This is a genomic window from Bdellovibrio sp. HCB337 (genome assembly GCF_047302465.1).
Lineage (GTDB): Bacteria > Bdellovibrionota > Bdellovibrionia > Bdellovibrionales > Bdellovibrionaceae > JACMRP01.
The window spans coordinates 1,900,371-1,913,580 of record NZ_CP178621.1 but is presented as its reverse complement, the minus strand read 5'-3'; the positions used below and the strand labels follow the sequence as shown (position 1 = coordinate 1,913,580).

Genomic DNA, 13,210 nt, shown 5'->3' with positions numbered 1-13,210 from the left:
CCCCAATGCCCCTTCGGGGGCATTATCATTCATCCTATAAATGATATGTTAAAATATATGCACTTTACGTGAGGGCTGCGGGCCGACTATAAAGGTCCCATAACCGCAAGGAGCCTGCCATGAAAAACCTCATTATATCTTTGATTCTGTTAACTGGCTCCCAAGCCATGGCTTGCCTAGATCCAGAACTTAAAGAAATCGGCGAGAACATGTATATCGAAGAACGCGCAACGCTTTTGCCAAATGCGGGTCTTCAAATGAATGGTATCCTTCGCCGTCATGTTACTAAAGTTATTGATCTTAAAGGCACTGGCTGCAGCAATAAATATATCAAAACCACAAGCTTCTTAACTAAGTCTGGAAAGCTCTTCCACGCCGTGTACACGAACGAAGATCTTTGCGATGGCGGCAACTCTTACGGTGTTGTCGTAAACGCAAATCTTGAAGTCGTTGCTGATATTCACGATGGTAATTTTAGCTGCGACAAAAAATAAAACCTAATCGATCAATTCAAGCTCGCGCAGAGCTTCTGACAAGGCCTCGCGCTTCCATGAAACCGAGAGTTTAAGAATTTCCTCAATGGGTGCCCACTTAAAGTGAATAAACTCTTCAGTGGGACGAAGCTTTTGAACGTCCACTTTGCTTCCATCTAAAACAAAATAAATATGTTCTTGTCCAACATGTTTGCTTTTCTTAAAGAGACCTTCAGGCCATTCATAGCGAATGTATCTTTCTGTTTGGCGTAAAACCTTCGGTACGGCAATACCGACTTCTTCGAGCAACTCGCGCTCAAGTGTTTCCAAGATGGACTCGCCCTTCTCGGCCCCACCTTGTGGGATTTGCCACTGACCACGCTCATTCGTTCTTTCACCAAGAAGAACCTGAGTAGAGTCTGCCGAGAGTATGATGACTGCGATACCTTTGCGATAAGACATTTCCCTAGTGTAGGGCTTTAGAATCGAACGTTCAATGAGCAAGTTGACGATTAAGCCTCCCGAGGGTCATACGCTTTGGAACTTTATAAGGGACACTCTCGGCCCTGGAGGTTTCTATGAAATTAGGATTGGCTCTGACAGGGCTTTTAGTGGTCACGGGTGGAGTTCCTTCTTCTGCACTCGCACAAACTGACGATTGGGAACTCTATGCGAGCCCGCAGCTCACCTTTCAGTATGTGACTGAACAAGTCTTCAAACCCCGCTGCTACAAATGCCATAGCGATGAGGGCGGCAACAAAGACGGCGTGAATCTAGAAACCTACGACAACGTCTATGCCCTTCGCTCGAAAATCCGCAAGATGGCACTCGTTAAAAAAGTCATGCCGCCAAAAAAAGCCGGTGGCCCTCTGAATGCTCGAGAGATGTCGATCTTAGATCGCTGGCTACGCGCCGGAGCTCCTATGGGCTTTGATTATGAAACTTTCGATAGCGATATTTGGTAATAAAACAAGCCTGCGCATTATTTGGCAGGCTTTGCATCAAAGACCAGTGGTTTAGTTCAGATTATAAGCTCTAATAAAATCTTGATATGCCATATCTGGAAGAAATTCTTTTGAAGATCTAAATTCGTTCAATCTTATAAATTGATCTTCAGCTTGAGCACGAGGACGCTGCTCTAACCAGTTGGCCAATGTGATAGTAATCATACCACTCAATTCTGGTTTCGAAATGATAACTTGCTGATCGGTAAAACGATCGTGAACACAAAAAGAATCGGAGAGCCCTAGATTTTTCCATAGCGATTCTTTTTTATGTGCGCCGAAGAGATAGGCAAGCTTCTCGCCTTCTGTTCCAATCAGGTTGCGCACATATTCTCGATTGTCTAAGGTGGCGGAGACCTTAAGGAAAGACTCAGTTCCATAGATACTGTGACAAAGACCAGCCAAGCATATCGCTTCTGAACAACCCCAGTTATGCAGAATTCTACTAGTCCCTTTTAGGTGAGACAATAAGCTTTCTTGGCTATGGCTCACCGTTGAGATTCCAAATCTCTCAAGCTTTTCTAATATTAAATCGATATGCATTCCAACTTTTTATCAATACTCATAGGGAGTGTCCACTATTCTAATGCCTCTAATACTTAAAACGAATAGGTTCGCATTGGCTTCCTGATCCCCAAAGACCGAGAGGAAAAAGAATCTTTTGCTAGATTTAGTTTATGCGGTTTGATTTCAACAAAAAATATAAAATTCTTTCTAGACGGCCAAACCCATACTCATCGTTCGACTCAGCTGGTTCGATTTTAAGTGCGTATCGAGCTAGGGCAGAAATCGAACTCATTGAGTTTCAATTCGAATTACTCTGACTGCATTTAAAACGACACTTCTAGATTATCTTTAACCGTCGCTCGGGCTCCGATCACCTCCGAACGACTCTGAGCTTACACTGAGTACGGGTTTGGCCGTCTAGAAAGAATTTTATATTTTTTTGAAATCTGGCAATCTTGTCTGCGCCCCAGTCCTTCCCTCTCAACGTGAAACGGACACTCAAACTTCTCGCGCTTGAAGACCTTCCGATGTATCCTGATGTTAAGGGGGAATTCAATGAATCGTCAGCGACGGGTTGCGCTTCTTTTAGGAGCTTTGACCCTAAATATCGGTTTTTTGAATTGCTCTCGATTCGGGGGTTTTGATGTGGTCGAATCACTCAACTCAACCAATCTTTCTTCAGCAGACCCCAACAATCCCAACAACAATCCGGTCTTTCAAGAAGGGGCGAAACTCTATGCCCAACACTGCGCTCTTTGCCACAATCCTCTCGCATCCTCTCTGAAGCTCGACCGAACGGTGAACCAAATTGAGACTGCGAATAAGAGTGTTCCTTCCATGGCAGGCAATCCCGCGATCCAGGCTCTCACCTCGGCGCAGATTGAGGCTATCGCGGCGGCACTAAAGACCACGACAACCGAACCCGGCGCCAATCCTTTCTACTGCCAGGCCGGCGCAAGACCGACGCCGCACCGATTGCAACGTCTCGCGAAAAGTGAATACATGAACACCCTCCGCGATCTCTTCGTCGGGACCGTCGCGCTTTCGGAACTCGCGGCCGAAATCGATCTCTTCCCCGAAGAACTCAGTTCCGAGAGTCCGTTTGACCGAGGCGCGGACTCCATGAACTTGGGACTCGTACAGGCGCAAAATAAAATCTCGGTCAAAATCGCAAGCCTCGTGACCGCGTCGACCACGAAACTCGATCAGATCTTCAGCGAAAGCTGCTTCGCCGACTCGACCGTGACCGATACCTGCCTAGGCACCTTTATCGATCGCTTTGGAACGCGCATTTACCGCAGGCCAGTGAAAGCAATGGAGAAAGCTCCACTCATCGCGGCCTACAAACTGGGTACTACCCGGGCTGAGTCTTCGGGCTACCTTTTGCGGGCTCTCCTTATGTCACCGAATTTTCTTTATCACCTCGAGTTCGACGGAGCCCCCGTTGATGCGGAAGCCTCGGGTTTAAAACTGAATGCCTACGAGCTCGCTTCAAGGCTTTCATACCTCATCGTGAACTCAATGCCAGATGCGGAGCTGATGGCCGCCGCTGCGAACTCGAGCCTCCTGCAGCCTGCGATCTTCGATGCGCAATTGAAGAGACTTCTCGCGCAACCCGCAGCCCGCACGAGCTTGCGTCGATTCTTCGCTATCTGGTTCGATATGCAGAGAATGCGCAATCCGTCCTACACCGATGTCTTTCGCGGCAACATCAACACCGCGAACATCAACGCCGAGGCATACGAAGAGTCCATGCTCTTCGTTGATCATATTCTCTTCGAAGGAAAGAAACTCGAAGATCTTCTAACCGATACAACTGCCTTCATCAAATCGGCCGAACTCGCCAAGATATATGGTATCAGCTTGCCAGGGACTCCGGATGGACGCACAAGTTTGCCGTCCAATCAGCGCGCGGGAATCCTCACGCGAGCGGCGCGAACACTTTCTGGAGACGATACGACAAGCCCGATTCTTCGTGGTATTGCGATCCGCAGATCACTCTTGTGCGAAAGCCTCGCCTCTCCAGATCCGAACACGCTGCCGCCGGGCTCTTTGATTCCGCCGACGATTGACCCAACACTGAGCACGCGAAAGCGCTTCGAGATTAAAACGTCGCCCGCCCTCTGCATGTCCTGCCACGGACAGATCAATTCATTCGGTTACGCTCTTGAAAACTACGATGCTCTCGGACGCTACCGTACCATCGAAAAGGTCTTCTCTCCACAGGGACAGGTTGTTGCCGAGCATCCCATCGATGCGGTGGCGACCTTGAATTTTGCGGCGGGGAACGAGGCCGTTGTCAATGGCTGGTTGGGTCTCAGCTCGACGCTTTCAGAAAACCAACGCTTCCAAATGTGCTTCAGTCGAAAATGGTTCCAGTTCACCTTCCGTCGTCTTCCGACAGCTCTCGACAATTGCGTGCTCGCAAAGACCTATGAAGCGGTGAAGAAACCTAACTCGACTTTGTTCGACTCGATTAAAGCGATGGTGCTTGATCCCGAGTTCGGTATCAGAAGGATGAAGTAAAATGAAATTCAATCCGATGACACGACGATATTTTCTGCAAGGACTTGGGGGCTCCATTCTTGCACTTCCTTTTCTTGAATCCATGGTGCCAAAGGCTTTCGCCGCCCTTCCGCCTCCGAACCCAAGAACGCGTTTTATATGTCTCTGTAATGCCAACGGGACCTACCGTCCAGATTGGTATCCTCCAACTTCGAATCTTGCACGCATGGTGCAGGTGGGTAATACCCACAGAGAGATGAAGCTCACCGACGTGACGGGACCTGTGGCCAATTCCGTTTCACAGCTGATAGGTCCTGAGTTTGCGAGCCTGCGTTCGAAGATGTTGCTTCTGCAAAATCTTAGCTCCCTTTTTCCGAACCTGCGCGGTCACCAAATGGCGACCGTGCTCGCTGGTAGCATCGGGCGCGGAAACACGGCTCTCTGGGGAGTCGCTGCCGATCCCAAGTACTTCGGTCCCAGCATAGATCAGGTGCTCGCTCTTTCGAATAAGATTTACCCGACGGCACCAAGGATTCGCGCTCTGCATTTGCGTTCCAGTGTGAATACCAGTGAACCTGAAATCGATCTCAGCTGGGATTACCGCAACGGTAAGATGGAATTCCCGCAAAGATTCCTACAGCCAGTCACGGCTTTCAACGAAGTTTTTAATATGACGAGTGCGCCTCCGGTCGGAAACAAAGACAACCTTCTTGTTGATCAGGTTCTTGAACAGTACAAGGCACTAAAAAATAATCCGCGCGCCACCGCGAGCGACAAGGCCATCCTGGAAGACCACATGGCGATGATCGCTCAGTTGCAGGAAAAAGTTCAGAACGCACCGACTTGCATGGCGACGGCGCCTACGAAAACTTATCAAGAGTACTCGGCGGCCGATCGCGGACCGATGATCGATGCTTATACGGCTCTTCTTGTGGCCGCCATCAAATGTGGAGCAACCCGGGTCGCGACACTTTGTTTGTCAAGAGGTGTAGACGATCTCAATTTTGATTCGGTTCTGGGAATCAGTGCGGGGGGCTGGCACAATCTCGGGCACTCGGCCGAAGGCGAAGCATCGGCGAGCATGCGTAAGATCCATCAGTTCCACATGCAAAAAGCGGCGGCTGTTATAAGTCAGCTCGATGTGCCCGAGCCTGGCACCAACGGGACTTATTTGGATAATTCGATTGTTTACGTTGGCAACGAGCAAGCCGATCACAACAATCACTCCTACTCCGATCGACCGATCCTTATAGCGGGAGGTGGGGGAGGTCTTATGCAAACCAATAAGTACATCGATTATTCACCATCACCGGAAGCAAGTCGCGACTACAACCGCCTGCTGGTCACCTTCATGCAGGCCATGGGACTGGTACAGGCAGATTACTATACTGCTGATATGCAGGCCCGAGGCATTAAACCTGGTTTCGGTGACGACCGCGGCACTAACAACGACCACGCCAACCCGCTTTCGGGCGTGTTGGTCGGAGTCTAAGAAAAGCTGTCGCAGTCACCGGGAAAATGAGGCTTCCGTCTAAAATAAAGAAGTCAGGAATTTCAGATCCTGACTTTGGCTTATATTGAAGAGGTTAAAGTGTCTCGTTAAAGGGGGCTAGCAATTCTAGGCACTTTAAATTGGCAGTAGGCCGCCCGGTCATCATTACAATCTGTGCTTTCCACTCCATTCCAGGCATTTTACGAAAAAACTTTACAACTTCAACAAGCCTATCATTCCCAAGTTTGAAATGACGGCATTCAACCATGACATTGTTAATAAAATTGCATTGAGATGAATGATCATACTCATGTCCCTCAACGAAAAGAAATCTGCTTGGTCTGGTCGTAGCATAGACAGAGAATCCTTCTGCAGTCCTTGAAAAGTTTGCCGTATAGTGGGGGTGATCGATACTTTCTGTACTCTTGCAGTCAAGCTGGTATTCACCTTCATCGGCATGACTAAGTGAACTGATTACTACTAAAGCAAAAGATATAAATAATTTCGTAATTTTAGATCCTGTAATAGCAAGAATAGTTTGTTTCACCTTCTTTCTCCTTTTTTGTTTTGAAATTTACATAGCACAATTACTTTTTAAAATTAGATCTGAATGAATCGTCAGTCCTTACTTTTGCACACAACTTAGAATAAATTCGGCGCCCTCTGAGTCCACGTACCGAACTTGGTTGCCTTGTCCATGAAGTTCACCACGAGCAACAGTAGTCACTGTATTACCGCGTGGATGGATCGTCATAGGGTTATACCCATCAGCCGTTATTAAGGTCCGAGCTTCATATGGAAGGCGCGTCGAGCTTGGCGGCTGAAGCGTTAAATATGTAGTGTCGTCATCTTTAGATGCAACAATATGTCCAGTCATCACAAAAGGTTCTTTGTCCTTTCGGTCTGACGAAAATTGACAGCGGTAAATACTTTCTGCGCTTACATTTAAAGCAAAGCCTGTTACTAAAACTAAAATAGTTGTCTTCATAAGACCTCCGAAGACACTTTTAGTCTCCAGAACCCATTAAAGATAATAGGTTCTGGCCTTTGCTATCATTGGTTTATTTTATGGATGCCAATCTTTCGAAAACTGCAACGAGTGCATTTCTTGAACGATCCAGCCCGCATGTAGACCTACAAAACTGCCGAATTCTTTTTGGATCAAACCCCGTTGCTACAAATGCCATAGCGACGAAGCGTGGTGATAAACTTTAAATACAGAAATACCAAAAAAAAAAGAGCCAGCTCTAAGAAAGATTTTAGCATCTTCCTTTGGAATCTAGCTCTTTCTGCAAACAAGTATGCCCTTCGTAAGAGCACATCACCGCGATGAAAATTAAGGGGTCAGGACGTTCTTGAATTTACAGCTTGCTGTATCTTCAAGGTGATAAAATCCAACGAGAGACTCTTTACGGTGGTGTTCAAGTTCTGCAGAATATTGTCCTGTTGATTTATCGCGGGTTAAAGCCATTTTGACTTTTAAAGAAGTAAAGTTGTTTGCTCCCCAGCCAGAGCTGCCGTGAATAGACGTCACTAAGAGACTGCTGTTACTAACCTTGAAAGATGTATTGAAGCCGTTAATACTACGGCTTTTTCCATCCATAATTCCATAAGCGCTAATAACAGAAAAAAAGCCGCCCTCTGCATGCATGTAAATTTCATTGTCATCATTGGTTTCGATTCTGATTGTACGAGGACAATTGCCTTGAGACTGCTCGTAGATAACCTCAAGGTCAGCCAGTGGCGTATACTTGTGATCCCACATCTGATCTGCAAATGACAGGCTTGGTGTTAGTAAACTTAGGGCCATCATGAGGCGATAAAAGCTGATCATAAAAATCTCCTTAAAGACTGCTAAAAGGAGGACTTTAATGCTTTTCAGAGTAAAACTCTCCTGTAGAGTTATATACAGCAAAAATTTCCATGTTTATCTTTTGAACACCATTGATGATTCACTTATAAACTGCGCGCCCTATAGCAATGGCATGTGGTAATGTGATCATTGACCATGCCCAGGGCCGTTATATGCGCATACAACTAAAGTTCAGCCGCGGGTTGTTTCGCAAGCGCGCGAATTTCGTCTGAAACAAACTCAACCAACAACATTTTTTCAAACCAAACATCGTACAGTGGTCCACCGCGCGTTGGTCTGAATTTATGAGCAAGCCCATAGTTGTCAGCAACTTCTTGGATGTCACTCAATGGAGTTTTCACTTCAAGCTGAAAATGAGTCGAGTTGTAGTTCATATCGAAATCTAACTTCTTAAAGTCAGCTCCATACTCTGTTGGATGCATCAAGTATCCATCAGGAAGAAACTCAATAAGGTGATTTGTCTTTTCATCCCAAATACAAACCCAGGCGCCAGGCATATTTCTAGAAATAAATCTCTCAGCTTTTCCACCGGTCATTTCCGCGAGCGCTTTTGCAGCCTGCTCAGGTTGTTTAACCGACACAGATAAATGCTTAATCTCAACCATAACTTCCCCCTAAAGAAAAAATCGTATTCGGAGTCACCAAACAAAGTCCACAAAACAAGTACAGTCGAACTACAAATGACCCAAGGCAAATCTGACATCGCGCATCGGCTAGCCTCTTCAAAAAAGCAATTAAGCAGCCAAAGACAAAAGACTCTCAAAATTGGATCTTATTTTTAAAAAACAAAAATACGCGCAATGAATTTTCGAATTCAAAACAATTTGGCAGAGAGAGGGGTGGGCTTAGGGAAGTTCTCGAAGGGGGCTCCAGCGGCGCCTGGATGGCGCGCATCCGCCGAAGGCGGACGCTGGCGTGAAGCCCGGAAGGCTGTACCCCTTTGGGAAGTTCCCTAAGCCCACCCCTCTCTCTGCCAAATCCCCGTTGCGAAGACGAAAAAAAACCCGGGTGATGAAACCCGGGTTTCGTATTACAACACTAAAAACTCAATTAAGAGTGAGTAGCGTGGTATTGCTCTTCAGAGAAGTCATCTACGAGGATCGCATCATAGCGAACAGTGTCCGTTTGCTGAATGAGTTTGTATTCCTCTTCAGTGATTACGTTCTTACCGCGAGCTTCATCCAACAACATCGCCACTTTCTTCTTCGGAAGAAGTCCGTCACGAATTGCTTTCTTCACTTTCTTCTCAGCTGCTTCAGCTTTCAAAGTCATGCTGAATGCATTTTCCAAACGTTGAAGTTGTTCACCCTCTTTAGTTGGAAGGAAAATACCTTGAGTCAAACGATCACGAACTGATCCATCTTGCAACATCGCACTTGAAATCGCGTGGCTCCAACCGTCAGAAGCTTGAGAACCCATCGAGTTGATACGTGACCAAGAACCGATCCAGCCTTTGAAGAACCAACGAAGACCTGGAACCTTCAAGTTGTCGAAGAGACCATCGAAGCCTTTTTGGATTTCAGACATACAAGATTTCAAGTTGTAATGTACGAACGCCAAATCCTCTTCACGACGACCTTCTGCTTCGAAACGACGAAGCACAGAAGTTGCCATGTACATGTTTGCCAAGATGTCAGCAAAACGGCCTGTGATTTTCTCGCGCAATTTCAACTCACCACCCAATGCGCCCATCGCGATGTCCGCCATGATAGCGTAAGTCGCAGAAGCCCATTGTAAGCGGCGATAGTAACGTTTCATTTGTGAGTGAGCTGCAGGAGATGATGCCAAATAACCACGGCTCATGCTCAAGCCGATGCTACGGCACAAGTTTCTAATGATGTGACCTACGTGGCCCCAGAATGCAGTATCGAATGCTTTCAAATCTTTAGCATCCATCGCTTTTACTTCTGCATAAGCAAATGGATGGGCACGAAGAGCACCTTGACCGAAGATGATCAATGTACGAGTCATGATGTTCGCACCTTCAACCGTGATACCGATCGGAGTTGCGATGTAAATCTCTGCAAGCAAGTTACGAGGTCCCATAGAGATGCCCGCGCCGCCCATGATGTCCATAGCGTCGTTGATACCTTTACGGCCCATTTCAGTAGAGTAATATTTTTGGATTGCAGTGATAACAGAAGGTTTTAAGCCCTGATCCAAAGCACCCAAAGTGTATTTTCTCATAGCTTCGAGTAAGTAAGTGCTTGCACCAAGTCTTGCCAAAGGTTCTTCAACACCTTCGAACTTACCGATAGAAACACCAAACTGACGACGAATTACCGAGTGTGCGCTCACTACACGTGAAGCAAGTTTTGCTCCGCCTGTTGCTTGAGCTGGCAAGCTGATACCGCGACCGGCAGCCAAACACTCCGTCAACATCAACCAACCTTTACCGCAACCGTCCTTACCACCAACAACCGCATCCAAAGGCACGACAACATCTTTACCTTGAGTAGGACAGTTGTAGAAAGGAGTTCCCAAAGGATCATGACGACGACCGATCACAACACCTGGAGTTTTAGATGGGATCAAAGCACAAGTGATACCGATGTCTTCTCCGAGGCCCAAAAGACCTTCTGGATCGCGCAAACGGAACGCAAGACCGATACAAGTAGAGATCGCAGCAAGTGTGATCCAACGCTTGTTCCAGTTCAAACGGATATAAAGTTTGCCATCAGTACCTTTAAAGACGGTACCACTAGAAGTGATAGAGCCGGCATCAGAGCCTGCAGTAGGTTCAGTCAAACCGAAGCAAGGAATTTCTTCACCAGAAGCCAAACGTGGAAGGTAGAATTTCTTCTGTTCATCAGTTCCGTAGTGAACAAGCAACTCTGCAGGACCCAAAGAGTTTGGAACCATCACAGTGATTGCTGTCGACAACGAACGCGAAGAAATTTTCATGATCACTTCAGAGTGCGCCAAAGCTGAGAAGCCCAGACCGCCGTACTCTTTCGGAATGATCATACCGAGGAATTTTTCTTTCTTGATGTAATTGAAAGCATCTTCAGAAAGCTTACGAGATTTCCAGATCTCCCAGTGGTCGATCTTTTTGCAAAGCTCTTCAACCGGTCCATTCATGAAGGCCTGCTCTTCCGCAGTTAATTGCGGATAAGGCTCTTGCATCAATTTTTTGAAATCAGGTTTGCCAGAGAAAAGATCTTTCTCGACCCAAACAGTACCGGCATCAATCGCCGCGCGCTCTGTTTCGGAGATTTTAGGCAAGAAGCCTAGCTTATCGAACAAAGTCATCACAGCTTTTGTGACAACTGCTGCACGCAAAGGCTTGATATTGAAGATCACCATCACCACTGCGAAAATCGCCAACAGCCAAACTGGAGCATGGAAGCCGACCAGAATAATTGCGAGTGCGATTGTCCAAACGATGAGGGGACTTCCCAAGAAACCGACTGCGAGAAGACCAATTAAAGAACCTAGAAGTGCCGTACCCGGGCACGTCCAAAACAGACCATAAATGCTTTCCACGTTGCAACTCCTTTTGCTAACGATCTAATTACACTCTGGTTTTATATGAAGCGCAAATAAAAAAGCCCCCGTTCAGCCCAAGAGGCGTAGCGGAGGCTTTTGAAAGACACAGTAGTCTCGGAATCCGAGAATTACTTTGTTTCTGCAGCAGGAGTCGCAGCAGCGTCAGCAGCTGGAGCAGCAGCATCAGCAGCAGGAGTTGCAGCAGCGTCAGCTGGAGCAGCCATTTGTTCTTGAGCTGGAGCAGCAGTTTCTGCAGGTTGGTTTTTAGAGCAAGTGAAGCCAGTAGTGAAAGACAATGCAAGCAAAGCTGCTACAACGATTGTTCTCATGGATAGTATCCCCTTATAAATTAAATGCTGAAGATTTTTACGCACGTCAGCAATTGTTAATGAATTACTAAATCAATACTTTAGTCCCCATAAATTGCACGAAGCGAATTGCTTTTGCAATAAAATTATTTCTGGCAACTCGAACACCAGTAGGTCGATCTGCCGCCTAAAATTTGAGCAGATATTTGTGTTCTACAAACAACACAAGGCTCGCCTTTGCGATCATAAACTCGGAACTTTTTCTGGAAATAACCACTCTCGCCCGTCGCTTGTTCATAGTCGCTAATGCTCGATCCACCAGCGGCGATGGCCTCTGTTAAAACCTCTTTAATACAGCTTACTAATCGATCACATTTTTCAAGACTGATTTTGACAGATTTATTTGTTGGACGAATCCCTGCCCTAAATAAAGCTTCGCTCGCATAAATATTTCCGACGCCGACAACGATTTTTTGATCCATGATAGCGACTTTTATAGGAACGATCTTGCCTCGAAGCTTGCTCCAAAGGGCTTGCCCCGTGAATCCGTCCGAGAGGGGTTCATACCCAAGAGCTTTTAATTTTGGATGCTCCAATTCTTTTTCTTTTGCGATGAAATCAAATACGCCGAAACGTCGCGGATCGCGGTAAGCCAGGCGTAGCCCATTGGCAAAATGCAAATAAATATGATCATGATCCCGCTCATCGCCTGGGACAGCCACTCGCCAAGTGCCCGTCATCCCTAAGTGCGATAGCAAACTTCCTTGAGGAGTTTTCAACAACAAGTACTTCGCTCGTCGCTCAATGGACGTGATCTTTTGCCCAACCAAGCTTTGAACCTTCTTCACGGGAATAGGATCGCGCAAATCTTTGCGCTTGAGTTCAATTTTTGAAATCGCAGGATGATCTTTTAAAATTTCTTCGAGACCTTTACGAACGGTTTCGACCTCGGGAAGTTCTGGCATTAGACACTGATCCTATTAAAATTTTCGAGCTGAACTGCTCGATATTTAAGCAGGCCCCTTTATATCACCCTGTTTTATGATTTTCACGGAGAAATGCGGGGTGAGAGTGCTAAGATATCCAGTTTATTTATTGGCTGAAGGGCATCTACTGAGATCGACCTTTGTCACTTCAAGTTTCGGCACAAAGACGTCAGAGGAAACATTAGTCACAGTGACAACAGCTTTACACGCCACCTTACTCCATCCGGTTGTAACACCTTGATCATCTTTACTTTCAATCATCTCGATTGTTGAAACCTGATAGGTTGCTGTTTTTTGATTTTGTTGAACCAAAGTGATCTTTTCGATTCCACCAAAGATTTTTTGCCAAACCAACGGGCTTTCAAAAATAGTTTTAAGAACAGCAGAACTGTGAATAAACGGACTTCCACCACCACTTGCATCAGCGGCGAGAGTTGTGTTTGCTAAAAATACCGTCGCGATCAATAAAAATAGAGTCTTCATAAAATCCTTTTAAAAATTATGGATTTATTTTCGTAATGGATTTTAATTCAATAAATTCGCTGACGATATTTATACTTTATTAATTTATGC

General features: G+C 46.3%; 14 protein-coding genes. 4 read left to right on the top strand and 10 right to left on the bottom strand.

Features of this window, described 5'->3' with window-relative positions:
• Positions 1-119: 119 nt before the first annotated feature.
• Positions 120-494 (top strand): hypothetical protein, encoded by a 375-nt coding sequence (locus ACLWBB_RS09325; RefSeq protein WP_413291360.1) that lies wholly within the window; start codon positions 120-122, stop codon positions 492-494.
• A gap of 3 nt (positions 495-497) precedes the next feature.
• On the opposite strand, the gene ACLWBB_RS09320 is transcribed toward ACLWBB_RS09325, so the two are convergent.
• Complete coding sequence (locus ACLWBB_RS09320) at positions 498-935, bottom strand: NUDIX domain-containing protein (protein ID WP_413291359.1); 438 nt, start codon at positions 933-935, stop codon at positions 498-500.
• A gap of 116 nt (positions 936-1,051) precedes the next feature.
• Here ACLWBB_RS09320 and ACLWBB_RS09315 point away from each other — a divergent pair, with 116 nt between their 5' ends.
• Positions 1,052-1,438 carry a hypothetical protein gene (locus ACLWBB_RS09315; protein ID WP_413291358.1) on the top strand — a complete coding sequence of 129 codons (387 nt, stop codon included), beginning with the start codon at positions 1,052-1,054 and terminating at the stop codon, positions 1,436-1,438.
• A gap of 51 nt (positions 1,439-1,489) precedes the next feature.
• Here ACLWBB_RS09315 and ACLWBB_RS09310 read toward each other — a convergent pair whose 3' ends face one another.
• Positions 1,490-2,020 (bottom strand): DUF6817 domain-containing protein, encoded by a 531-nt coding sequence (locus tag ACLWBB_RS09310; RefSeq protein WP_413291357.1) that lies wholly within the window; start codon positions 2,018-2,020, stop codon positions 1,490-1,492.
• Between the two features lie 519 nt (positions 2,021-2,539).
• Between ACLWBB_RS09310 and ACLWBB_RS09305 the strand changes: the two genes are divergently transcribed.
• Both ACLWBB_RS09305 and ACLWBB_RS09300 read left to right on the top strand, forming a co-directional pair.
• The gene (locus ACLWBB_RS09305) at positions 2,540-4,510 is read left to right on the top strand and encodes a DUF1592 domain-containing protein (protein WP_413291356.1); all 1,971 of its coding nucleotides are present in this window, start codon (positions 2,540-2,542) and stop codon (positions 4,508-4,510) included.
• Position 4,511: 1 nt separating this feature from the next.
• Complete coding sequence (locus ACLWBB_RS09300; RefSeq protein WP_413291355.1) at positions 4,512-5,981, top strand: DUF1552 domain-containing protein; 1,470 nt, start codon at positions 4,512-4,514, stop codon at positions 5,979-5,981.
• A gap of 94 nt (positions 5,982-6,075) precedes the next feature.
• Here ACLWBB_RS09300 and ACLWBB_RS09295 read toward each other — a convergent pair whose 3' ends face one another.
• The 8 genes from ACLWBB_RS09295 to ACLWBB_RS09260 form a co-directional block, all read right to left on the bottom strand.
• Positions 6,076-6,528: a hypothetical protein gene (locus ACLWBB_RS09295; RefSeq protein WP_413291354.1), complete on the bottom strand. Its 453-nt coding sequence runs from the start codon at positions 6,526-6,528 to the stop codon at positions 6,076-6,078.
• A 78-nt stretch (positions 6,529-6,606) separates the two neighbouring features.
• Positions 6,607-6,969, bottom strand: a complete 363-nt coding sequence (locus tag ACLWBB_RS09290) for a hypothetical protein (RefSeq protein ID WP_413291352.1) — start codon at positions 6,967-6,969, stop codon at positions 6,607-6,609.
• Positions 6,970-7,317: 348 nt separating this feature from the next.
• Positions 7,318-7,815, bottom strand: a complete 498-nt coding sequence (locus tag ACLWBB_RS09285; protein ID WP_413291351.1) for a hypothetical protein — start codon at positions 7,813-7,815, stop codon at positions 7,318-7,320.
• 203 nt (positions 7,816-8,018) lie between these two features.
• Positions 8,019-8,459, bottom strand: a complete 441-nt coding sequence (locus tag ACLWBB_RS09280) for a hypothetical protein (RefSeq protein ID WP_413291350.1) — start codon at positions 8,457-8,459, stop codon at positions 8,019-8,021.
• Positions 8,460-8,904: 445 nt separating this feature from the next.
• The gene (locus tag ACLWBB_RS09275; protein WP_413291349.1) at positions 8,905-11,340 is read right to left on the bottom strand and encodes an acyl-CoA dehydrogenase; all 2,436 of its coding nucleotides are present in this window, start codon (positions 11,338-11,340) and stop codon (positions 8,905-8,907) included.
• A 131-nt stretch (positions 11,341-11,471) separates the two neighbouring features.
• Positions 11,472-11,672, bottom strand: a complete 201-nt coding sequence (locus ACLWBB_RS09270) for an acylneuraminate cytidylyltransferase (RefSeq protein WP_413291348.1) — start codon at positions 11,670-11,672, stop codon at positions 11,472-11,474.
• Between the two features lie 125 nt (positions 11,673-11,797).
• Positions 11,798-12,616 carry a bifunctional DNA-formamidopyrimidine glycosylase/DNA-(apurinic or apyrimidinic site) lyase gene (mutM, locus tag ACLWBB_RS09265; protein WP_413291347.1) on the bottom strand — a complete coding sequence of 273 codons (819 nt, stop codon included), beginning with the start codon at positions 12,614-12,616 and terminating at the stop codon, positions 11,798-11,800.
• A gap of 123 nt (positions 12,617-12,739) precedes the next feature.
• Entirely contained in the window at positions 12,740-13,120 is a 381-nt protein-coding gene (locus tag ACLWBB_RS09260; RefSeq protein ID WP_413291346.1) for a hypothetical protein, read from the bottom strand.
• Positions 13,121-13,210 lie beyond the last annotated feature (90 nt).